We start from the raw sequence: 21,517 nt of genomic DNA, 5'->3' as shown, positions 1-21,517 counted from the left end.
GTTCACGGGGCGAGAACCAGTTTCCGCAACATGCTGTCGAGGGCGGCGGCGTCCACTCCACCGGGCCAGCCCCGCAGCAGCGTGCCGCCTCTGGCGACGACCACCACCGCCGGTGGTTCGCGGACCGCGTACGCCCGCGCGATGCGCTGGTCACCGTCGACCAGTACCGGATATTCCACCCGGTGCCGGCGGAGGTACTCCTGGAGGGCGTCCGGTTCGTCCTCGCCGGCCACCCCGACGAAGACCACCCTGTCACGAAGGTCGCGGGCCAGCTCGCCGAGGGCGTCCTGCCGTTCGGCGCAGGTGTTGCACCAGGAGCTGAAGAAGGTCAGCACCACCGGACGGTCGGCCCACAGCTCCGCCACCTCGAGCGGACTCCCGTCGGTAAGCGTACCCGTGACCTTCGGCGCGCCCGGCAGCCCGGTCGGCGTCGGTCGCAGCGCCAGGTCGCCCGGCACCGGATCGGGCAGCACGGCGGCGCCGCCGGCCACCGGCGGGGCCGGTTCGGGTTTGTCACCGGTGCAGCCGGCGGCGAGCGCCGCGACCGTCACGGCGATCCCGGCCAGCGCGGCCAGGCGTCCCCGGCGCGGCGGAGCAGCTCGGTGCGGCGGAGCAGCTCTGTGCGGCACGGCCACCTCGGGCTCGGCAGGTGTCCGGGCGGTCACGACGGCACCACCGCGACCAGCGCCGGCCCTTCGCTGTCGTCCCTGGTCAGCGGGATCGGCCGGCGGTCGTCGACGATCAGCCGGTACGCGTCCCGGTCGGCCACCGAGACCGGGACGGCGAACTCGCAGAACGTCGGTACACGCTGCACCTCGAGGTCCTCGGGGAAGGTCCGGACCGAGGTGCCGGGCGGCAGTTCGCCCTCGGCCAGCGTCTTCCCGGCACCGTCCACCACCCGGTACACCGCCCTGTTGTGGAAGTGGGTGTACGGCCCGGTGCCGGCACACTCGACACCCTCGGGCCGGATGTTGATGTCCCGGACCAGTACCCGGACGGTCATCGCGGCACGTGGCTCCTCCTCGTCGCCGCAGCCGGCCAGCGGTGCGAGCAGCAGCAGCGGCAGTACCGCCAGCAGGTGACGGTGACGGACCCGCCGCATCGTCCCTCCTCGGATGGTTCCCTGGCGGGGTGCCCGGGAGGTGGCGGGGGGTGCGCCACCTCCCGGGCGTCGTGCCCAGCGGGTCAGGACTTCTGGACGCGGCACTGCTTGGTCACGGTCTTCGTCGGGTCGCTCTCCGAGGTGGCGGTGAGCCTGACCACGCCGGTCTGGGTGGCCGACGGAGTCGCCCCGACCGAGACCCGAACCGTGCTGGACCTGCCGAACCCGGCGGTGGCCAGGGCGTTCGGCAACTCCACCCGCCAGCCCTTGCCGCCCACCGAGGCGGAGAGCCGGTAGACGTCCGACTTGAGGTAGGCCGTCGCGTTCTCCGGGTGGGCCTGACCACCGGCCGCGTAGGCGCCGGTGTTGGTGAGGGTGAACGAGCAGGTGACGCCCCGGTTTGTGGGCCGGGTCGCGGTGGTCACCTCCCCGTTGGACAGCGCCACGCCGTGACTGCTCGGTCCGGCCCCGTCCAGCGACCGCACCGCCACCGTGTACGACAGCACGCCGTCGGCGTCGCGCTTCAGGTCGAGTACGTAGAAGTGCAGCCGGTTGGCCTCGTCGACGTACTCGTACTCGCTGCCCGACCGGGTGCCGGCGTGGAACAGCGCGTCGGAGAGCTGCCGGTAGTCCCCCATGGTGATCTTCTGGGGGGTGCCGTCCGGCTGGTAGAAGTCGATCATGTCGATGTCCTGCGGGTTGGCGTCGATCACCCAGACGAAGGGAGCGCTGTCGGCGTTCTTCGTCTTCGACACCAGCACGCCGCTGTCCGGGGTGAACGAGTCCGCACCCATCCGGTCCACGACCTCGACGGTGTAGTTGTTGAAGTTGCCGCCGTCGCAGAGCGGGTCGGTGCTGGTGTCGCAGGCCGGCGACCGGTCCCGGTTCAGTGCGATGTTGATCCCGGTGAGCCCCTTCGGACCGGCGTCCACCGCCCGGGCGGTCACCGTCGCCACCACCATGCCGGAGGTGGCCAGCGCCTCGCGGCTCAGCCGCAGCAGGTGCTCCTCACCGAGCAGACCGATCTTCATCTTGTCCCGCACGGTGTGCAGCGAACCCATCGAGCCGCCGTTCACAGGTGGGATCTGCCACCTGGTGTGCGGACCGCCGGGCCCGTTGAACGAGCCGCGCGACATCATGCTCCAGATGCCGGTGTACGCCCGCCGCAACGGCGTGCCGTACGGGTTGTTGTAGTTGTCGCCGATGCTCAGCAGGTGGCTCAGTTCGTGCGCGTACACGCCCATGCCGGAGCTCTCGGCCTGGGTCGAGGAGCCGCCACCGGCGTTCGGCCAGATGGTCGAGGCCGCCTTCCAGGAGGTCCACTCGACATACCGGGTACGCGCGTAGTTCGGCAGGTTCGGATCCGGCGGTCCCCAGGCGTCCGGCACGTCCTCCTTGGTCTGGAACATCATCTGGCCGAATTCCTGCCAGGTGGACGACTCGTCCTGCCCGGCGGAGAGGATGAAGACCAACTCGAACGAGTCGGCCACCTCGTCGCCGACCGCCGCCCGCCAGGCGCCCAGCCCGTCGGTGCGGATGTTCTTGGCACACTGCTCGCCGCTGGGGCAGGCGCCCGGGTTGAAGCCGTTGTCGATGCCGTACTGGTAGGACTTCGCCGGCATCTCGTACGGGCCGAAGCCGGTCAGGTCCACCCCGTACCGGCCGTTGGAGTCCTGCATCCAGTACTCGTGCAGGGTGTGGCCCCTGTTCAGCTCGGTCGGCCTGTTGAGGAAGTCGGTGTAGAAGGTCGCCACCTGGTCACGCGGGATGTTCGCCGCCGTCGACTGTGGGTTGCCGAAGACCGTCGACCGGGCCCGCTGGGTGACCACGAACGGCTGGTCCGGATAGTCGAGGGTGACCAGAGCGATCTTGAAGTTGCGGACCGAGCCCGCCACGGTCGGGTCGGCCCAGTTGGTGTTCGGCGGCGTGACGTAGTCGTCCCAGGTCATGCCGTCCGGGTTCTCCCAGGCCTGCGGGTCGAGTACGTCGAACGGGCCGGTACCGCCGGCCGGGTTGCCCGGCGCGGCCGAGGCCGGCGTCGTGGCGACCCCGGCGACAAGCGTCGCCACGAGCGTCGCGGCCAGTGCCGACCGCCAGCTGGACAGTAGCTGCATCCAGTCACCTCTCGTTCGTAAGGAAGGGCCCCTTCATATCGCATTTTGTAGATGCGGGGGCCCTTCCTAACACCTCCGGCGTGAGCTCATGATCATGCTGACGCGAATCTATGCGCCACGGTTCGTGGCGTCACCCTACAGATGTCGGCGGGTGCTCCGACATGTTGCGACACCTGCCGAATCCGGGCCGGGACAGGTGCGGGACGGCCGGTCAGATCCCGGAAGCCCCGGTCAGATCCCGGAAGCCGCAGTCAGATCCGGAAGCCGCAGTCAGATCCGGAAGCCCTCGGGGAACGGGTCCTCCGGGTCGAGCAGGTACTGCGCGGTACCGGTGATCCAGGCCCGGCCGGTCACCGTCGGTACCACCGCCGGCAACTCGCCGACTGTGGTGGTGCCGACCAGCCGGCCGGTGAACCGGGTCCCGATCACCGACTCGTTGACGAACGGCGTCTCCAGACCGAGCAGGCCGCGCGCGTGTCGCTGGGCCATCCGGGCCGAGGTGCCGGTGCCGCACGGTGACCTGTCCACCCAGCCGGGATGGATCACCACCGCGTTGCGGGCGTCGGCGCCGTCGGTGCCGTCCTGCACCACCTTGTGGACAGTCCGGAGATCCGGGCCGAGGCGGTCCGCTCACTGCTCGCCGAGGGCGTGGTCGCGGCCGACGGCCCGGCCAACGCTGTGGTGGCGCAGCTGGTGCCGGCCCGGGGGCAGGTGCTCGACGAGGTGGCCCGGATCGCCCTGGAACAGGTGCTTGTGGCCACCCGCCGCTGGCTCGGCGTACGCGAGGCGCTGCACCTGGTCCGGCACGACCAGGGCGTACTGCTGACCTGCGCTGGTCAGGGTGCCGGCCGCCCGTCCGCCGAGGCGACAGCCAGGCACCTGAGCGAGGCGCTGCACAAGGCGACCCGGAGCCTGCCCTCGGTGTCCCGGGTGGTGGTCGGGATCGGTGAACCCCGTCCCCGGCTGGCCGACGTGGTGCACGCCTACGAGGAGGCGCTCCAGTCGGCCCGGGTGGGTGGTCAGCTTCCCGCGCTGGGCCCGATCGTCTCCTGGTCGAACCTCGGCATCTACCGGATGCTGTCCCGGATGAACGGCCAGCACCTCGACGTCGCGGGCGTGCATCCAGGGCTGGAACGCCTGCTGCGCGACGAGTCCAACCAGGTGCTGCTGGAGACGCTGGAGGCCTACCTCGACCTGGCCGGGAACGCGCACGCCACGGCCGAGCAGCTCCGGCTGCACCGGACCACGCTCTACTACCGGCTGCACCGGGTGGAGCAGCTCGCCGAGACCGACCTCAAGGACGGCAACGAGCGGCTCTGCCTGCACCTGGCGCTGAAACTCGGCCGGCTCACCGGTCACTACCGACCGGCGAACTGAACCTACGGCTGTCGCCCCGGTTGACGTCCTGGCCGCCTCCCCGGGCAGCCGGGCCGCCGGACGGTTCGGTGCCGGAAAGCTTGACGCTGGGCGGCTTGACGCCGGAAAGCTTGACGCCACACGGGTTGGCGCCGGCCAGGTAGTCGGCGATCTGTGCGTCGGTCCAGCCGTGGCTGGCCCGCAGGCCACGGGCGATGGTGGCCAGGTACGCCGGGGCGGGCGGGTTCGGCGGCACGTCCCCGGCCCGCCAGGGTGCGGTGAGGGTGAGCACCGGGTGCCCGTCGAGGATGCCGGCGCAGACCACCGTCTCGTACCGGCCCGGACCGGTACTGGCCCGACCGGCGGCGACCGCGGCGGCGATCAGGTCCAGCGGACCGCTGGGCAGCCGGTGCATCTCCTGCGCAGCGACGTCCGCGAACTGGTCGGCGGTGAGCAGGTACGCCCGAGCGGCCACCACACCGGGCAGTCCCGGGTCGTAGAAGGCCATCCCGCCGGACCAGGTCCGTGATTCGAGGGCGAAGTAGAGGCCGCCGGGAAGCAGCACCGGTCGGTCGTCCCGGGGCGGACTGCCGTCCCGACACCCCGGATGGTCACGCTGACCGCCCACCGGTCGGCCACCACCGAGGTAGCAGCCGAACCGGTCGGCGTCCAGGTTCGACCCGTATGCGGCGTACCAGACCGGGTCGAGGCGGGCCGCCCGGTCGTCGGGACGGCGGACGATCGGCAACGGTTCGCGTCCGGCCATGAGCCATCATCCACCCTCCAACCCCGACCGACCGGCCGGCGGAGTCCCGTTACGCCGTACGCAGGTCAGGCGGCGGGGACGTACTTCTCCAGGTCGTCGAGGATCTTGCCGGCAGCGGTGACACCGATCCCGGTCATCCAGGTCTCGTCGGCAACCACGTACGCCTTGCCGGCCTTGACCGCCGGGAGGTTCTTCCAGAGGCTGCCACCTGTCACCCTCGCCTGCTCGGCGGCGGCCTTCTCGCCGAACGCGGTGACGAAGATGATGTCCCCGTCGACCTCGGAGATCCGTTCCGGGCTCACCTTGTCGAACCGCTTGTCCTCCTTGTTCGCCAGCAGTTGCCGCTCCGGCCGGCCCAGGCCGACGTCACCGAGGACGAGGCCGGAGAAGGACTCCGGGCCGTACACCCGGATCTCGGTGGGCCGGAAGCGGACGATCGAGATCTTCCGGGCGGCGGCGTCGCCGAGCCTGGCACCGAGGTCCCTGGCCCGCTTCTCGTACCCGGCCAGCAGGTCCTTGGCCTCCTGCTCCTTGCCGAGCGCCTTGCCGTCGAGGAGGAAGTTCTCCTTCCAGGTGATCCCGACCCGCTCGGTGAAGACGGTGGGGGCGATCGCGGAGAGCTCGTCGTAGAACTTCTCCTGCCGGAACTTGCTGCCGAGGATCAGGTCCGGCTGGAGCGCGGTGATCGCCTCCAGGTCCGGCTCGGTGAGCAACCCGACCTGCTTGATTCCGGCGACCTTCTCCGCACCGAAGTACGACGGCCAGCCGGCCACCTCGCCGGCCTGGGCGGCACCGACGGGCACCACACCGAGGGAGAGGGCGCTGTCGATCTTGTCGGAGTCGAGTACGACGACCCGCTTCGGCTGCGCCGGCACCTCTGTACTGCCCATCGCGTGGGTGATCGTCCGGGTTTCGGCCCCGGCCTCCTCGCCGACCACGGGATCGCTGCTGGTGCAGCCGGCCAGGCCGGCGCCGAGAGCGGCGACGGTGAGCAGGGTCAGGACTGTGCGGCGCATGTGGAACCTTTCTCCAGGGACAGTGTGCCCAGGGCCGGGACGACAAGTGGCGCCGCGGTCACCGGGCAGGGCACGACGACACAGTCGAGCCCGAAGACGTCGCGGACCAGGTCCGCGGTGAGAATCCGTCGGGGCGGTCCGGCGGCGACCACCGCGCCGTCCCGCATCGCGATCAGATGGTCGGCGTACCGGGCGGCCTGGTTGAGGTCGTGCAGGACGGCGACGACTGTCCGGCCGCGCTCGGTACGCAACCGGTGCAGCAGGTCCAGCACCTCCACCTGGTGGGCCAGGTCGAGGAAGGTGGTCGGCTCGTCGAGCAGCAGCGCCTCGGTGTCCTGGGCCAGCGTCATGGCGATCCAGACCCGCTGCCGCTGCCCGCCGGAGAGGGTGTCGACGGGCCGCTGCGCCAGCGCCTCGACGTCGGCCAGCACCATCGCCTCGCGGACCGCCTCCTCGTCCTCGGGCGACCACTGCCGCCACCACCGCTGGTACGGCTGACGCCCCCGGCCGACCAGGTCGACCACTGTCACCCCCTCCGGCACCAGCGGGCTCTGCGGCAGTACGCCCAGCCGGCGGGCGACCGCCCGGGTCGGCAGGTCCCGGATCGCCGCCCCGTCGAGCAGCACGGTGCCCCGACGCGGGGTGAGCAGCCGGGCCATGGTCCGCAGCAGGGTCGACTTGCCGCAGGCGTTCGGTCCGACGATCACGGTGAAGGCGTCGGAGGGCAGGTCCAGGTCGAGACCGTCGATGACTGTGCGGTCCTCGTAGCCGACCGTCAGATCACGGGTGGAGAGCATCTAGGAGACCTTCCGTCGACCACGGAGCAGCAGGTAGATCAGGTACGGCCCGCCGAGGGCGGCGGTGAGTACCCCGGCCGGAAGCTGGGTAGGGGCGAAGAGCCGCCGGCCGGCGAGGTCGGCGAGGACCACCAGCAGGGCCCCGACCAGGGCGGCGCAGAACAGCGGCGGCCGTTCGGCCCGGACCAGCCGCCGGGCCATCTGCGGTGCGGCCAGCGCCACGAAGTCCACCGCGCCGACCTGGGCGGTGACCATCGCGGCGGCCAGTACCCCGGTGGTGGCCAGGCCGATCCGGCGGGCGACCGGGCGCAGCCCGATCCCCCGGGCGGTGTCGTCGTCGAGTGCGCTGCCGTTGAGCGCCCAGCCGGCCCAGGCCAGCACCGGCAGCAGCACCAGCAGGGTCACCCCGAGGTACGCCGCCTCCTGCCAGCCCTTGCCGGCAAGCGTGCCGACCAGCCAGATCTGCGCCCGGATCCCGTCGATCGGGTCCGCCGAGAGCATCACCACCTCGGTCAGCGCCCGCAGCGCCACCGCGACGGCGACGCCGGCCAGCACGAACCGCTGCGCGGCGAGACCGTGCCGCAGGCCGAGCAGCAGCACCACGACCGCCGCCAGGAGCCCACCGGCGAGCGCGGCGGGGGCGATCAGCGCGGCACTCGCCCCGGTGGTCAGCGCCACGGTGGCGGCGAGTCCCGCCCCCTGGCTGACGCCGATGACGTCGGGACTGGCCAGCGGGTTGCGGGCGACTGTCTGGATCAGCGTGCCGGCGATGCCGAAGACCGCCCCGACCGCCACCGCCAGGACCACCCGGGGCAGCCGCAGTTCGAGGACGACGAGGTCGTAGCGGGTACCGGCGCCGAGCAGCGAGGCGAGCACGTCCTGCGGGGCGACGTACGGGGTGCCGAGGGAGAGCGCCAGCACCACGGCGGCGGCGAGCAGCACGACCAGTACCCCGCCGACGAGCAACGGCCGGTGCCGCACGACCAGCCGGGTGGGACCGAGCCGGAGCAGGGTACGCCCCAGCGGCACCGCCGTCATCGCCTCGCTCCGCCCGGTCACGCCGTCACCACCCGTGCCCGGCGGATCAGCAGGACCAGCAGCGGCGCGCCCAGCAGCGCGGTGACGATGCCGGCCGGCACCTCACCGGGTGGCGCGACGAGCCGACCGATGATGTCGGCGGCGAGCAGCAGTACCGGTCCGAGCAGCGCCGCCACCGCGAGGGTCCAGCGATGGTCGGCGCCGACCAGGGCGCGGGCCAGGTGCGGCACGGCGAGCCCGACGAAGGCGATCGGCCCGGCCGCGGCGACCGCCGCCCCGATCAGGAGTACCGCACCCGCTCCCCCGGTGAGCCGGATCAGCCCGATCCGGTGACCGAGCCCGCGGGCGACGTCGTCGCCGAGCGCGAGCGCGTCGAGGCCACGGGCGGCGTAGAGGGCCAGCAGGACGCCGGCGAGCACGAACGGCGCGACCTGGCCGGCGACGGCCGCGTCCCGGCCGGTAAGCCCTCCGACGACCCAGAAGCGGTACTCCTCGAAGGTGTGGGCGTCGACGGTGAGCAGGGCGATCACCATCGCACCGAGGCTGGCGTCCAGGGCGACACCGACCAGGGCCAGGGTCACCGGGCTGGCACCCTCGCGGGCCTGGTTGGCGATGGCGAAGACGAGCAGGCCGGCGAGGAGGGCGCCGACGACACCGAACCAGACGTACCCGGCCAGGCTGCCGACCCCGAACACCGCGATCGCGAGCACCACGCCGAGGGACGCACCGGCGCTGACCCCGAGGATCCGGGGCTCGGCCAACGGATTGCGGGTGAGTGCCTGGAGCAGCACCCCGGCCAGCGCGAGGGCGGGACCCACCACGAGGCCGAGCAGGGTACGCGGGACGCGCAGTTCCCGGACGATGGTGCTCGCCTCGCCGCCGTCCGGTGCGACAAGCGCGTGCCAGACCTGGGCGGGTGCGAGCGGCTTGCTGCCGAGCGCGAGGCTGGCCAGTACCGTCAGGGCCAGCAGCACGGCCACTGTGCCGGTGACCGCGACGCGCCGGCCGACCCGGCGGCTCGGCCGGGTTCCGGTCGTGCTGACCTCGGCCGCTACCGTCGTCACGATGGTTCTCCGCACCCCTCGAATTAGGTTCGGCTAACCTTACGATCCCCGTCCTGCCGCAGCTAACCGGGATGGCAGATCTCACCTTGGGAGGTCCGTGCGCCGGGTGCGAACCGGCGGACGCGTCGGCACCACCGTGCTGGCCGCCACCCGACCGCCGCCACCCGACCCCGCCCTTGGCAGGATGCGAACGATCGTGCTATCAATGCCCTGTGAGCAAGGGTGCGGCCACCCGACAGGCGGTGCTGGCGGAGGCGACCGAGGTCGCCAGCCGGCTCGGCCTCGGCGGCCTGACGATCGGCTCGCTCGCCGCCCGGCTCGACATGTCCAAGAGCGGTCTGTTCGCACACTTCCGCTCCAAGGAGGCGCTGCACCTGCAGGTCCTCGGCTACGCCCGGGACGTCTTCACCGCCGAGGTGGTCCGCCCCGCGCTGCGCGCCCCCCGGGGTGAGGCCCGGCTCCGCGCCCTCTTCGAGAACTGGCTGGCCGCCGTCAACCTCGCGGCCGGCTGCCTGTTCGTCTCCGCCACCACCGAGTTCGACGACCAGCCGGGCCCGGTCCGGGACCAACTGGTCGCCGACCACAAGGATCTCGCCGACGTCATCGCGCAGATCTTCCGTACCGGGATCGCCGAGGGTCAGTTCGACGAGGCCGCCGATCCGGAACGGTTCGCCCACGACCTGCACAGCGTCATGCTCGGCGCCTTCCACGCACGACGCCTGCTGGGTGACCCGCGCACCGAGACCTGGGCCCGGCAGGCCTTCGAGGCCCTGCTGGACGCCGCCCGACCGAAGTCCGGCTGAACGCACCACACAACCCCGAGGAGCCGTCATGACCAGCCCACACGTCCGCCGCAAAAAAAGCACGATCGTTCGTTCCTTTAGCCGCGCCGCCATAGTCGGCGGTTCGCGGGTCCTCTTCGGCGTCCTCGAACACCTGGCCCCGGCAGCCGGCGGCCGGCTCGCGCTGCGGCTCTGGTGCACCCCGCCCCGGCTGCGCGGCACCGCCCCCACCCTGCCGGCCGGGCCAGGCGGAGCCGCCACCTTCACCGGCCCGTACGACGGCGCACCGTTCACCGTCGAGGTCAACGGCGGTACGGTCACCGGCCGGGCCTGGGGCAGCGGCCCGTACGTCTACCTGGCGCACGGCTGGGGCGGCTCGGCCGGTCAGCTGCACGGCTTCGTACCCGCGCTGGTGGCGGCCGGATACCGGGTGGTCGCCTGGGACGCGCCAAGCCACGGCCGGTCCGGACCGGGCGCGCTCGGCCCGCACCGGAGCACGCTCCCCGAGTTGGCCGACGCGCTGGTGGCGGTCGTCCGGGCCCACGGGCCGGCGCACGCCGTGATCGCCCACTCGCTCGGTGCCACTGCGACAGGGCTCGCCGTTCTCGACGGGCTGCCGGTGGGCCGGCTGGTGATGATCGCGCCGATGGCCGATCCCCTCCCCTACATCCAGGTGTTCCGGCGGGCGCTCGGCATCGGCCCCAGGACCGGTGACGCACTCGTCGCCGGAATGGAGGCACTGGTCGGCCGGCCCGTCACCGACTACGACGTTGGCACCCGAGCCCGCGGGGCCGGTGTGCTGCCACCGTTGCTGATCGTGCACGACCGCAACGACCGCGAGGTGGACCCGGCCGACGCGGCCACCATGGCCACCGCCTGGCCGGGCCGGTTGCATCGCACCACCGGGCTCGGGCACGCACGCATCCTGGGCAACCCCGAGGTCGTACGCCGGGTGGTCGACTTCGTCGCCGAGACCGAGCCGGGGAGCCGGACCACGCCACCGCCGACCGGCCGGACCGGTGAGGCCGGGCGCCGGACCGAGAACGAAGGTGGAACCGAAAACGAAGGTAGGACCGAGAACGGAAGTGGGACCGGAAACGGAAGTGGGCCCCGGGCCGAGCGCCGGGCCGGGAACGAGCCTGGGATCGGCAACGGACGCGGAACCCACGAAACCCTTCCGGTACCGCAGGAGGTGGTGTGATCCGCGGCGGTCCCGCGATGGATTGACCACCGCCGGGTACCGACCCGAAACGTGAAACCCCGTGCCACACTTGCCGGGTGCGGCGCCTGGTGATCATCCTGACTGCGGCGGTACTGGCGCTTCCGGTGGCCGGCGCGGCGGGCGGGGCGGCCACCGCCGGGCAGCCGTCCCGGCAGGTGGCGGCCGGCGGTCACGCCGCCGCACCCGGCTCCGCGGTCTGCACCGTCGACGACGAGCGGCTGACCGAGGTCTCCGGGCTGGCCGCCACCGATGACGGTTACGTGGTGGTCAACGACGGCTCCGATGTGGAGAACCGACGGCGGATCTTCTTCCTCGACCGGGACTGTGCGGTCACCCGCACCGTCCGGTACCCGTCCCGGCCCAGGGACACCGAGGACCTCGTCCGGGCGCCGGACGGCACGATCTGGATCGGCGACATCGGCGACAACGACCGGGTACGCGAGACCGTGGCGCTCTGGAAACTGGCCCCCGGCGCCCGGTCACCGGTACTGCACCGGCTCAGCTATCCGGACGGCGCCCACGACGCGGAGGCGCTGCTGCTCTCCGGCGACGGTACCCCGATCATCGTCACCAAGGACTCCGGCACCCCGGGGCTCTACGCCCCGGCCCGGGACCTGCGGGCCGGGCAGACCACTCCGCTGCGCAGGGTCGGCCAGTTCACCCTGCCCAGGAGCACCACCAGCAACCCGTTCTCGATCTTCGGACGGCAGCTCGTCACCGGCGGCGCGGTCGCCCCGGACGGCAGTCGGGTGGTACTGCGCACCTACGCCGACGCACTGGAGTTCGACGTCACAGGTGGCGACGTGGTCCGCGCCGTCACCGAGGGAACACCCCGGGTCATCCCGCTGCCCGACGAACCGCAGGGCGAGACGGTCACGTACGCCCCGGACGGGACGGCACTGCTGACCCTCTCGGAGAAGGCGGAGGGCGAGTCCGCGGCCGATCCGGTGCTGCTGCGCTATCCACTGCCGGATCGGGAGCCGAAGCCCTCCCCGTCGCCGAGTGTCACCGCCGGGGCGGCCGGCGACGAGACGCGACTCGACCGGGACCGGGCGGCGCAGTCGGGTCAGGACGTGACCGGCCGGTTCGTCGGCGCGGTAGTGCTGACCCTGCTGCTCCTGGTGGCGGTCGGCGCGCTCGCAATCTGGCGGGCCCGCCGCCGGCCGTCCGGCCGAGGTCGATGACCGGCACCCGAGTACGTCGTGGCGGGCGGCGCGAGGGCTACCGGAGCCCCACCGACCGGCGCGCCTTCGTCAACGCCCCCTGCTGCTCGCCCGGGAAGTAGCCCCAGGGCCAGGACGAGGCCCGGTCGCCGCCCCGCTCCAGGTGGGTCCGAGCCCGGTCGCGTACTCCGGCCCTGCTGTAGTAGGCGCCGAACATCTGGTGCGCCACCATCAGCCACGGATGGTCGGCGTAGGCGGCGGCACCGGCGAGGAACCTGTCGGAGGCCGCGTCGACCTCGGTCCGCGCGGCGCGCTTCTTCAACGGGCCGCTCGTCATCACCCGGTACATCCGGGTCGCCACGTTGCCGACCATCCAGCCGTCGACCCAGACCTCGATGTACGCCTGGGGCGCGAGCGACCAGAGCGGGTGCCCGTCCGGCAGGGTGGTACAGCGCTCACGGGTGAACCCGAGCATCTGGTCGGTGCTGCCGTACCACTTGCGACACAGCACGCTCAGCCGCTGGTGGTTGCCGAGGAACGAGTCCGGGGCGAGCGCGAGCAGCCGGTTCCAGACCGCGTGCGGCTCGTCCGGGTGGATCGGGGCCGCCTTGGCGATGCTCTGCATGACGATCCACGGCACCGGATCCTCCGGCGCCAGTTTCGCCGCCAGTCGCAACATGTCGCGGGACTCGCGGGACAACTCCAGCAACCCGCGTACCTGCTGCTCCGACGTGTACCGCAGCTGGGCCGCGCCGCGAGCGGCCCACGCGGCGGCCCGGGTGGCGGACCCGGCCAGCAGCCACCAGTGCGGATCGTCGGCGGCCTGTTCCGCTTCGGCCCGCAGGGTGCGCAGCTGCGTGATCCCGGCGTCGCCGAGCACGTCGACGTAGAGTTCGCGGCGGTCCGGGCCGCCGGCACCCTCGGCCAGGGCCCGGTGTGCGGGGGCCGGGTCACCGGAGGCGAGGGCGTCGACCGCGTGCTGTAACACCGGGTCGGACCAGGCCAGGTTCATGTCGCTGGGCAGTGTCACGGCGGCGGACACTATCAGGTCGGGTCCGCACCCCGCTGGCCGTGACGACCCGCCGGTGCACCGACCCGCTGGTTCGCCGATCCGCCGGTGCACCGTCCCGCCGGGTCAGCCCCGGTCGGCGCCGTCGAAGAGCCGGCGGTACTCGCCGTAGCCCTCGCGTTCGAGGTCGGCCAGCGGCACGAAGCGCAACGAGGCGGAGTTCATGCAGTACCGCAGCCCGCCCCGGTCCCGTGGGCCGTCGTCGAAGAGGTGCCCGAGATGGCTGTCCCCGTGCGCCGACCGCACCTCGGTACGAACCATCCCGAGGCTCGCGTCGTCGATGTGCACCACGTTCGCCGGCTCGATCGGCGCGGTGAAACTCGGCCAGCCGGTACCGCTGTCGTACTTGTCGACGGAGGCGAACAGCGGCTCGCCGGAGACGACGTCGACGTAGATGCCGGGTTCCTTGCTGTCCCAGTAGGCGTTCCGGAACGGCGGTTCCGTTCCGCTCTCCTGGGTGACGTGGTACTGCTGCTCGGACAGCCGGGAAACGGCCTCCGGGTCCTTGCGGTACTCCTTCGACACCACAGATCCTCCTTGCCCGGATCCTGCCCGGACGGGTACGCCGGGCACTGCACCACCACGGAAAGGCGCTGGTCGCGCGGGCGGCGGAGCCGGAGTGTGCTACCCGGCCGTCGGCACCGGAAACACCGGCCGGGCCTGCTCACCACCGGGCCGCCCGTCGGTGCCGATCCCGGTGCCGGCCACCTCGCCCGGGTGGTCGAGCCCGGCGAGCTTGCGCCGCACCTCCCCCGCCTCGATGTGGTCGACCTCGACGAGCACCTCCAGCGCCTGCCGCCAGACGTCGGCTGCGGCGCGCAGGTCACCGAAGGCGTGGTGGGTGTCGCCGAGATGCGACAGGGTGATGCCCTCCAGGTGGCGGTCACCGAGTGCCCGGTAGAGCCGCAGCGCCTGGTCGTAGCAGTGCAGCGACTCGGCCCGGTGGCCCAGGTGGTGGTGTGCCCGGCCCAGGCTCCCCCAGGTGTTCGCCTGGCCGTTCCGGTCGTCGAAGTCCTGGAGCTGGACGAGGGCCTGCTCGCAGTAGGCCAGTGCCGAGGAGTGGTCCTCCAGCAGGGTGAGGTACCAGCCGACGGCGTTGCGCGCCCGCGCCTCCCCGTGCCGGTTGCCGGCCGCCTCGAACAGTGCGAGCCCTCGTCGGGAGTGGTCGAGCGCCTCCGGGAGCCGCCCTCGGCGTTCCCACATCAGCCCCAGGTTCAGGTGCGTGTGGCCCTGCCCGACCCGGTCACCGGCCCGACCGTACAGCTCCAGGGCGTGGCGGAGCTGGGCGTCCGCGTCGTCGAGGCGACCCAACCGGGTGTAGGCCCGGGCGAGGAACCGGTGCGCGACGGCCTCCGCCACCGGGTCGACCAGCCGACGTGCGGCGGTCACCGCGGCACGCTGGGTGGCGACCAGGTCGTACCAGTGGCTGCTGCGGTCCAGGTAGGTGGCGAGGATCCAGCCGAGCTGCCACGTCTGGGTGTCCCGTCCGGTGCCGGCGGCGTACTCGAGGAGGGCAAGCAGCACCGGGCGCTCGGCGGTGAGCCACTCCAGTGCCCGCTGGTGGTCCACCGGACGCTCGGGTGTGACCCCGAGGCGGATCCGGCGGAGCGGGATCGGAGCCGGTTCGGTCCGCAGCAGGGCGTCGGCGGCGTCCCCGCTGTGCAGGTAGTGGTCGAGCAGCCGGTCGACGGCAGCCCGGCGTCGCCGCTCCGAGTCGACCTGCTCGGCCACCTCTGCCGCGTACGCGCGCACCAGGTCGTGTGCGGCGTACCGGCCGTTGGACCGCTGTCCGACCAGGTTGGACCGGGTCAGTTCGGCAAGCGTCTCGCGGGTCTCGGCCGGCGGCCGGCCGGCCAGACTCGCCGAGGCGGCGGCCGAGATATCCGGCCCGGGATGCAGGCCGAGCAGCCGGAACAGTCGCGCGGCAGCGGGGCTCAGCGAACGGTACGACCAGGAGAAGACGGCCCGCAGGTCGGTGGTCGGGTCGCCGGTGCTCAGCGCGTCCAGCCGGCCGGCACCCCGGCGCAACTGGCCGGCCAGCTCGCCGAGGGCGAGGTTCGGGCTGGTGGCGACCCGGGCGGCGACGATCGCCAGCGCCAGCGGCAACCCGGCACACCTGGCCAGGATCTCGGTCACCGCCTGCGGTTCGTCGGCGGTCCGGGTCCCGCCGATCCGCCGCAGCAGCAGTTCCCGGGCCTCCCGGGCCGGCAGCGGGTCGACCGGGACCGGCCCGGCGCCCTCGATGGCTACCAGGTCCGCCAGCCGGGCCCGGCTGGTGACCACGGCCAGGCAGCCGGAACCTCCGGGCAGCAGCGGCCGGACCTGGGCGGCGTCCCGGGCGTTGTCCAGCAGCACGAGCATCCGCCGGTGGAACATCTGGCTGCGGTAGAGCGCGGCCTGGGCGTCCAGTTCGGTCGGAATCCGCTCGGCGGGCACGCCCAGCGCGTCGAGGAGCTGCCGTACCGCCTCGGCCGGACCGACCGCCGGACCGGCGGGGTCGAAACCGCGCAGGTTGACGTAGAGCTGGCCGTCCGGGAATCGGTGCGCCACCTGGTGTGCCCAGTGCACCGCCAGGCTCGTCTTGCCGACCCCGGCCGTGCCGGAGACCACGGCGATCACCGTCGCGACCGGTCCGGGCGGTCGGGTCGACCGGTCCAGCAGTCCGTCGAGCCGGGCCAGCTCGGCCGTCCGGCCGGTGAACTCGGTCAGGTCCGCCGGAAGCTGCGCCGGCCTGGGTGCGCTGCGGGCCGCCGTCAGGGTCACCGTCTCCGGCCGGGCCGGCCGGACGGCCGGCCCCTCGTCGTGCAGCAGCTCGGCGTGCGCCGCCGCCAGCGCCGGCCCGGGGGCCACGCCGAGGTCGTCGGCGAGCCGCTGGCGCACCTCGTGGTACGCGGCGAACGCCTGCCCCCGGCGCCCGGCCGCGTGGTACGCCCGGATCAGCCGCGCGTGCGCCGCCTCGTCCAGTGGCGCGGCGACCGCCGCCTCCGCGAGGATCGGCAGCCCTTCGGCGGCCCGACCGGCGGCGATCATCACCTCGCCGTACCTGCCGAGTGCCGCCTGCCGCTCCCCGGCGAGTGCGACCACCTTCGGATGGCTCGCCAGGGTGGGTACGTCGGCAAGCGGCGCACCGTGCCACAGCGCCAGTGCCTCGCCGAGCAGTTCCGCCGCCGTGTCGAGCTGCCCACGCCGCTGCGCTGCGGTGGCCGCCCCGATCCGCTGGCGGAACCGGGTGACGTCCAGCCCGCTGTCGGGCAGGTGCAGCGCGTAGCCGTCGCCGACGAGTCGCAACACGGTGCCCTGGTCCCGGGGTCGCCGCTCCGGTTCGAGCAGCCGGCGCAGGTGCTTGACGTGGGTCTGGATGACGTTCGCCGCGCTGGTCGGCGGTTCCCGGTCGTACCAGAGTCCGCTCATGAGCTCGGCCCGTTGCAGCGGTTTCCCGCCGGCCAGCGCCAGCAGGCCGAGCACCACACGTCGAGCTGCGGGCCCCAGGTCGAGCGGTTCGCCGTCGCGCCAGGCCCGCACCGGACCGAGCAGCTGAATCCGCACGAGCGCCCCCCGCCGTCCGTCCATCAGCCGCCGCGCACGGACGATCCGGTGCGGCGGCCACTGCCGTCGAACTTAGATCAGCGTCGGTTGATGTGCCTATCGGACCAACGGCCGTTTCCGGGCATGCTCGAAAATGTCGCCCGGGGTACCGGGTCCCGTCTCCGCCGGTTCGTCCGGAGCCGTCCCGTACCGGACCGGCTGCCCGGGGTGCACGGGGCGCGGCGGTGGCGATTACCGGTACCGCTGCCGGGTAGCCGGTCGCCGTGGGTGGGCCGACCAAGGAGATCGGGGAGCAGGAGGAGACCGACCGCGCCGAGGGCTTCAGTGACGGCGTACTCGCGATCGTCATCACCCTGCTGGTGCTCGACCTGCGGGTGCCGGAGGTCGAGCCGGGTGGGTTGCTTCCCGGGCTGTTGGACCAGTGGCCCAGCTACGCGGCGTACGTGGCGTCGTACCTGTACATCGCAGTCGTCTGGCTGAACCACAAGGCCACGTTCCGCCGGATCCGCCGGGCCGATCGCGGGCTGCACTGGATGAACCTGCTCGTCCTGTTCACCACCGCACTGCTGCCGTTCCCGACCGCCGTGCTCTCCCGGGCGCTACAGGAGCACAACGTCGCCGACCAGCGCGTCGCCGCAGCCCTGTACGCGCTTGTCGGTGCGCTGCTCTCCGCGAGCTGGCTGGCGTTCTACCACTATCTGGCCACCCACCGGTACCTGCTGGTCGACGGGGTCGACGAACGGTTCTTTCCCAGTGAACGGCTCCGGGCCCTGGTCGGGCTGGTGCTGTACGCCGTGGGCGGCCTGCTCGGCGTCCTGGTCACGCCGCTGGCCGGCCTGGTGATCTTCATCCTCCTGCCGCCGTTCTACGGCGTCACCAGTTCCGGCCTCTACAGCGCGCCGCTGATGTCGAGGCGGCGCTCCCGGGGCGGCGCCGGGAGCTGACCGGCGATCGAGCCGCCGAGGGTACGGGTGGTGGCTCGCCGACCGGGGTCGACGAGCCACCACCGGTTGGGCAATGGTTACTGTCCGGCGCCGTTCCAGTCGACGAGTTGCACGATCACCCCGTTGGGGTCGCGCACCTGGAAGGCCCGCTCACCCCACTCCTCGTCGGTGAGCGGCATGGTGATCGTCACGCCCTCGGCCTGGAGGCGGGCGAGTTCGCCCTCCAGGTCGTCGACGACGAAGGCCAGGATCAGCCCTCGGGCGTGGTCGTCACGCTGGTCGGCCGGCAGCGTCGGCAGGCCCTGGCGCAGGAAGATGACGTTCATCCCGGCGTCGTCCCTGGTCAGCGACGCGAAGCCGTCGGCGGCCATCGTCTCGTGGAACCCGAAGTGCTCGATGAGGAAACGGCTGGAGGCGACGACGTCCGCCACGTTCAGCGAGACGGCGGAGGAGGTGATTTTCACAAGCGGCTCCCTGAGGATCGATTAACTCCTTACATCGTACACTATACGGAGTACAGTTATTCCCCTCGAGCCGGGCGGGGCGGCCGACACACCCCGCCCCCAGGCGGGCGGTTCGCACACCTGTCGGGTAATTTCAGTTGCTGGCCGTCGCCCGCCGAGGAGCGCTGGCGCCAGGCGGCCCCGCCCGGACAGGAGATAGCGCAGGCATGGGTAAGCGGACGGTTCACGTCTCGGACTTCAGTGGCAAGGTGGTCTCCTCCGCCGACGAGGTGGTCCGGATCGTGGTGCTGGACCACCCCGACCTGGTCGCCGGGCCGGTGCAGCTGGAGGCCGAGCCGACCGAGGTCGAGAGCATCGACGACGCCGCACTCGACGTCGCGGTCGTGGAGATCCACGACGGCCGGCCGGGCGAGGCTCCCCGCCGGGTGGTGCTCACCGCCAGCGAGTTCGACGCGCTCGCCACCGACGTGCCGATGGCCCAGCTCCTGCGGACCGCCGAACGGGTACGCCCGGCCAAGGCGAGCCGGGAACGGGTCGACTACACCACCCTGGAGCACGCCGGCAGGCCGCACCGGGGCCGGGTCACCGAGGAAGAGGCGCGGTTGGTGCGCGAGCACCTCGACGAGGTGAACAAGCGGCTCGCCGACGAGGGGATCCGGCAGATCGACCCCGCCGACCCCGAGCACGCCGCCCGGTACGGCTTCCCCACCGACTGAGCGGACACCGACTGACCGGCTCCCGACCGGCCGGACTCCTCCGGTACGGCTATCCGGCCGCGCCGGCCCGGGTGGCGGCGGCACTCGACTCCGGGCGAAGCGGGAAGTGGCACGCCACCCGGTGTACGTCGCCGGCCAGCGGCGGCTCCGTCTGGCAGATCTCGGCCGCGATCGGGCAGCGGGTACGGAACCGGCAGCCGGTCGGCGGGTTCAACGCGCTCGGCAGCTCGCCCCGGATCGTCACGCTCTCCCGGTCCGCCGCGGCGGCATCGGGGCGGGCGGACGGGACCGCGTCGATCAGCGCCTGGGTGTACGGGTGCCGGGCGGACCGGACCACGTCGTGCGCCGGCCCCACCTCGACCAGCTTGCCCAGGTACATCACCCCGATCCGGTCCGACATGTAGTCGACGACGGAGAGGTCGTGGCTGATGAAGACGTACGCCAGGCCGAGTTCGCGTTGCAGGTCCCGCATCAGGTTGAGCACCTGCGCCTGGATCGACACGTCGAGCGCGCTGACCGGCTCGTCCCCGACGATCAGCCGGGGTTGCAGGGCCAGCGACCGGGCCAGCCCGATGCGCTGCAACTGACCGCCGGAGAACTCGTGCGGATAGCGTTCCAGTACCCGCCGGGAGAGCCCGACCTGGTCGAGCAGGGTGGCGATCCGGGCGCGCCGGGCCGCACCGTCGGCCACCTGTTGGATCTCCAGCGGCTCGGCCAGGATCGCGTCGACCCGCATCCGGGGGTTCATCGCCGCGTAGCTGTCCTGGAACATCAACTGGACCTGCCGGTGCATCCGGCGGCGTTCCCGGCGGTCCAGGCTCGCGATGTCGGTACCGTCAAGCACGATCTGCCCCGCGGTCGGCCGCTCCAGCCCGACCACCAGCCGACCCACGGTCGACTTGCCACACCCGGACTCGCCCACCAGGCCGAAGGTCTCGCCGGGATGGACCTCCAGCGACACCCCGGCGACCGCGCTCACCTGGCCGGCGGCCCGGCGCAGCAGCCCGCCGCCGTTCGCCGGATAGTCCTTGACCAGCTCGCGGACCGACAGGATCGGTTCCGCGCCGACCGGCCGGGCCGGCACCGCGACCCGTTCGGATCGGCTCGCGGACGCCGGCTCCACGACGACTGCGGCCTCCGGTCCGGCTGAAGCCGTGGCATCCGGTCCGGCTGGAGCCGAGGCGGCCGGTCCGGCTGGAGCCGAGGCGGCCGGTCCGGCTGGAGCCGTGGCGGCCGGTCCGGCTGGAGCCGTGGCGGCCGGTTCGGACACCGGCGGGGTGGGTGGCTCGGCCCGGTCCGGGTGCCGGTCGACCGCCGGTGCGGCGGTCGGGACGACTGTCGGCGTGGAGACCGGGTGCAGGCAGGCGTACTGGTGCCGGCCGGTGGTCAGGGCGACCTCGGTGTTCCGGCACTCCTGCGTGGCGTGCCGGCAACGGGGTGCGAACCGACAGCCCGCGAGCGGCCGGGACAGGTCCGGCGGCAGGCCGGGGATGCTGTAGAGCCGGGCGTCCGGCTCCCGGGTGGCCGACTCCGGCAGCGCCTCCATCAGCGCCTCGGTGTAGCGGTGCCGGGGTGACCGGAAGAGTTCGCCGGTGGAGGCGGTCTCGACCACCCGGCCGGCGTACATCACCGCGACCCGGTCGGCCCGACCCGCGATCACTCCCAGGTCGTGGGTGACCAGCACGACCGCCATCCCGAACTCTTCCCGCAGGTCGTCGATGAGTTCGAGGATCTGCCGCTGGGTGGTCACGTCGAGCGCGGTGGTCGGCTCGTCCGCGATGAGCAGCCGGGGCGAGCAGACCAGCGCCATCGCGATGGCCACCCGCTGGCGCATCCCGCCGGAGAGTTCGTGCGGATGGTTGTCGACCACCTTGTCCGGGCGGGGCATCCCGACCCGCCGCAGGATGTCGATCGCCTGCTCCCGGGCCTGCGCCCTGCCGACCCCCTGGTGCACCCGCAGCGGCTCGGCGACCTGGGCGCCGATCCGCATCGTCGGGTTGAGCGAGGTCAGCGGATCCTGGAAGACCATGCCCATCCGGACGCCACGGATCCGGCGTACCTCCTGGGGTGGCAGCGACCGCAGGTCGCGGCCCTCGAAGAGGATCTCCCCGCCGACGACCTCGCCACCGGCGGGCAGCAGGCCCATCACCGACAGCGCGGTCATCGTCTTGCCGCTGCCCGACTCGCCCACGATGCCGAGGGTCTCCCCCGGCCGGACCGCCAGGCTGACGTCGTCCAGCGCGTGCACGACGCCGCGCCGCAGCGCGATGTCGGTACGCAGGTGCCGCAGCTCCAGCAGCGGGCCGGACTCCCCGGACGCATCGGCCGGTACGGCGTGGATCGGTGTGCTCATTCCTC

Annotated in this window: 20 protein-coding genes; 6 read left to right on the top strand and 14 right to left on the bottom strand. The window is 72.6% G+C overall.

Annotation, left to right across the window (positions count from 1 at the left end):
- Positions 1–2: 2 nt before the first annotated feature.
- The 4 genes from CLT71_RS36310 to CLT71_RS01570 all read right to left on the bottom strand — a co-directional run bounded on the left by CLT71_RS36310 (position 3) and on the right by CLT71_RS01570 (position 3,807).
- Positions 3–665, bottom strand: a complete 663-nt coding sequence (locus tag CLT71_RS36310) for a TlpA disulfide reductase family protein (protein WP_143743329.1) — start codon at positions 663–665, stop codon at positions 3–5.
- Positions 662–1,102: a hypothetical protein gene (locus CLT71_RS36305; protein ID WP_143743328.1), complete on the bottom strand. Its 441-nt coding sequence runs from the start codon at positions 1,100–1,102 to the stop codon at positions 662–664. Before CLT71_RS36305 ends, CLT71_RS36310 begins: the two co-directional genes overlap by 4 nt.
- Before the next feature lie 83 nt (positions 1,103–1,185).
- A complete protein-coding gene (locus CLT71_RS01575) occupies positions 1,186–3,216 on the bottom strand; it encodes a M6 family metalloprotease domain-containing protein (protein WP_101365511.1) in 2,031 nt (676 codons plus the stop codon).
- A gap of 270 nt (positions 3,217–3,486) precedes the next feature.
- A complete protein-coding gene (locus CLT71_RS01570) occupies positions 3,487–3,807 on the bottom strand; it encodes a proline racemase family protein (protein WP_101371045.1) in 321 nt (106 codons plus the stop codon).
- A 3-nt stretch (positions 3,808–3,810) separates the two neighbouring features.
- Here CLT71_RS01570 and CLT71_RS01565 point away from each other — a divergent pair, with 3 nt between their 5' ends.
- Positions 3,811–4,593, top strand: coding sequence for a helix-turn-helix domain-containing protein (locus tag CLT71_RS01565; RefSeq protein ID WP_143743327.1), 783 nt, complete (start codon positions 3,811–3,813; stop codon positions 4,591–4,593).
- On the opposite strand, the gene CLT71_RS01560 is transcribed toward CLT71_RS01565, so the two are convergent.
- The 5 genes from CLT71_RS01560 to CLT71_RS01540 all read right to left on the bottom strand — a co-directional run bounded on the left by CLT71_RS01560 (position 4,565) and on the right by CLT71_RS01540 (position 9,253).
- On the bottom strand, positions 4,565–5,338 hold the full coding sequence (locus CLT71_RS01560; RefSeq protein WP_199187472.1) for a histone deacetylase: 774 nt from the start codon (positions 5,336–5,338) through the stop codon (positions 4,565–4,567). The genes CLT71_RS01565 and CLT71_RS01560 overlap by 29 nt on opposite strands.
- A 65-nt stretch (positions 5,339–5,403) precedes the next feature.
- Positions 5,404–6,354: an iron-siderophore ABC transporter substrate-binding protein gene (locus tag CLT71_RS01555; RefSeq protein WP_101365509.1), complete on the bottom strand. Its 951-nt coding sequence runs from the start codon at positions 6,352–6,354 to the stop codon at positions 5,404–5,406.
- A complete protein-coding gene (locus CLT71_RS01550; protein WP_101365508.1) occupies positions 6,336–7,151 on the bottom strand; it encodes an ABC transporter ATP-binding protein in 816 nt (271 codons plus the stop codon). The genes CLT71_RS01555 and CLT71_RS01550 overlap by 19 nt, the downstream gene beginning before the upstream one ends.
- Positions 7,152–8,210, bottom strand: coding sequence for a FecCD family ABC transporter permease (locus tag CLT71_RS01545; protein ID WP_486482979.1), 1,059 nt, complete (start codon positions 8,208–8,210; stop codon positions 7,152–7,154).
- The gene (locus CLT71_RS01540) at positions 8,207–9,253 is read right to left on the bottom strand and encodes an iron ABC transporter permease (RefSeq protein WP_101371043.1); all 1,047 of its coding nucleotides are present in this window, start codon (positions 9,251–9,253) and stop codon (positions 8,207–8,209) included. The genes CLT71_RS01545 and CLT71_RS01540 overlap by 4 nt, the downstream gene beginning before the upstream one ends.
- Positions 9,254–9,465: 212 nt before the next feature.
- Here CLT71_RS01540 and CLT71_RS01535 point away from each other — a divergent pair, with 212 nt between their 5' ends.
- The 3 genes from CLT71_RS01535 to CLT71_RS01525 all read left to right on the top strand — a co-directional run bounded on the left by CLT71_RS01535 (position 9,466) and on the right by CLT71_RS01525 (position 12,441).
- Positions 9,466–10,056, top strand: coding sequence for a TetR/AcrR family transcriptional regulator (locus CLT71_RS01535; protein ID WP_101365507.1), 591 nt, complete (start codon positions 9,466–9,468; stop codon positions 10,054–10,056).
- A gap of 28 nt (positions 10,057–10,084) precedes the next feature.
- Positions 10,085–11,236: an alpha/beta fold hydrolase gene (locus CLT71_RS01530; protein ID WP_101365506.1), complete on the top strand. Its 1,152-nt coding sequence runs from the start codon at positions 10,085–10,087 to the stop codon at positions 11,234–11,236.
- A gap of 77 nt (positions 11,237–11,313) precedes the next feature.
- Complete coding sequence (locus tag CLT71_RS01525; protein ID WP_486482978.1) at positions 11,314–12,441, top strand: esterase-like activity of phytase family protein; 1,128 nt, start codon at positions 11,314–11,316, stop codon at positions 12,439–12,441.
- A 37-nt stretch (positions 12,442–12,478) separates the two neighbouring features.
- Here the strand turns inward: CLT71_RS01525 and CLT71_RS01520 are convergent, their stop codons facing one another.
- The 3 genes from CLT71_RS01520 to CLT71_RS01510 form a co-directional block, all read right to left on the bottom strand.
- Positions 12,479–13,450, bottom strand: coding sequence for a hypothetical protein (locus CLT71_RS01520; RefSeq protein WP_143743326.1), 972 nt, complete (start codon positions 13,448–13,450; stop codon positions 12,479–12,481).
- 105 nt (positions 13,451–13,555) lie between these two features.
- The gene (gene msrB / locus CLT71_RS01515) at positions 13,556–14,014 is read right to left on the bottom strand and encodes a peptide-methionine (R)-S-oxide reductase MsrB (protein ID WP_101365504.1); all 459 of its coding nucleotides are present in this window, start codon (positions 14,012–14,014) and stop codon (positions 13,556–13,558) included.
- 99 nt (positions 14,015–14,113) lie between these two features.
- A complete protein-coding gene (locus CLT71_RS01510) occupies positions 14,114–17,035 on the bottom strand; it encodes an AfsR/SARP family transcriptional regulator (RefSeq protein ID WP_486482977.1) in 2,922 nt (973 codons plus the stop codon).
- A gap of 263 nt (positions 17,036–17,298) precedes the next feature.
- Between CLT71_RS01510 and CLT71_RS01505 the strand changes: the two genes are divergently transcribed.
- Positions 17,299–17,979 carry a TMEM175 family protein gene (locus CLT71_RS01505; RefSeq protein WP_199187470.1) on the top strand — a complete coding sequence of 227 codons (681 nt, stop codon included), beginning with the start codon at positions 17,299–17,301 and terminating at the stop codon, positions 17,977–17,979.
- 77 nt (positions 17,980–18,056) lie between these two features.
- Here CLT71_RS01505 and CLT71_RS01500 read toward each other — a convergent pair whose 3' ends face one another.
- Complete coding sequence (locus CLT71_RS01500; RefSeq protein WP_101365502.1) at positions 18,057–18,443, bottom strand: VOC family protein; 387 nt, start codon at positions 18,441–18,443, stop codon at positions 18,057–18,059.
- Between the two features lie 206 nt (positions 18,444–18,649).
- Between CLT71_RS01500 and CLT71_RS01495 the strand changes: the two genes are divergently transcribed.
- Positions 18,650–19,159, top strand: coding sequence for a hypothetical protein (locus CLT71_RS01495; RefSeq protein ID WP_101365501.1), 510 nt, complete (start codon positions 18,650–18,652; stop codon positions 19,157–19,159).
- A 49-nt stretch (positions 19,160–19,208) separates the two neighbouring features.
- Here the strand turns inward: CLT71_RS01495 and CLT71_RS01490 are convergent, their stop codons facing one another.
- A complete protein-coding gene (locus tag CLT71_RS01490; RefSeq protein ID WP_101365500.1) occupies positions 19,209–21,512 on the bottom strand; it encodes an ABC transporter ATP-binding protein in 2,304 nt (767 codons plus the stop codon).
- Positions 21,513–21,517: the final 5 nt, after the last annotated feature.

The sequence above is a fragment of the Plantactinospora sp. CNZ320 genome, assembly GCF_002846275.1.
The sequence above is the reverse complement of the archived record's forward strand: the minus strand, read 5'-3'. Positions and strand labels throughout refer to the sequence as shown.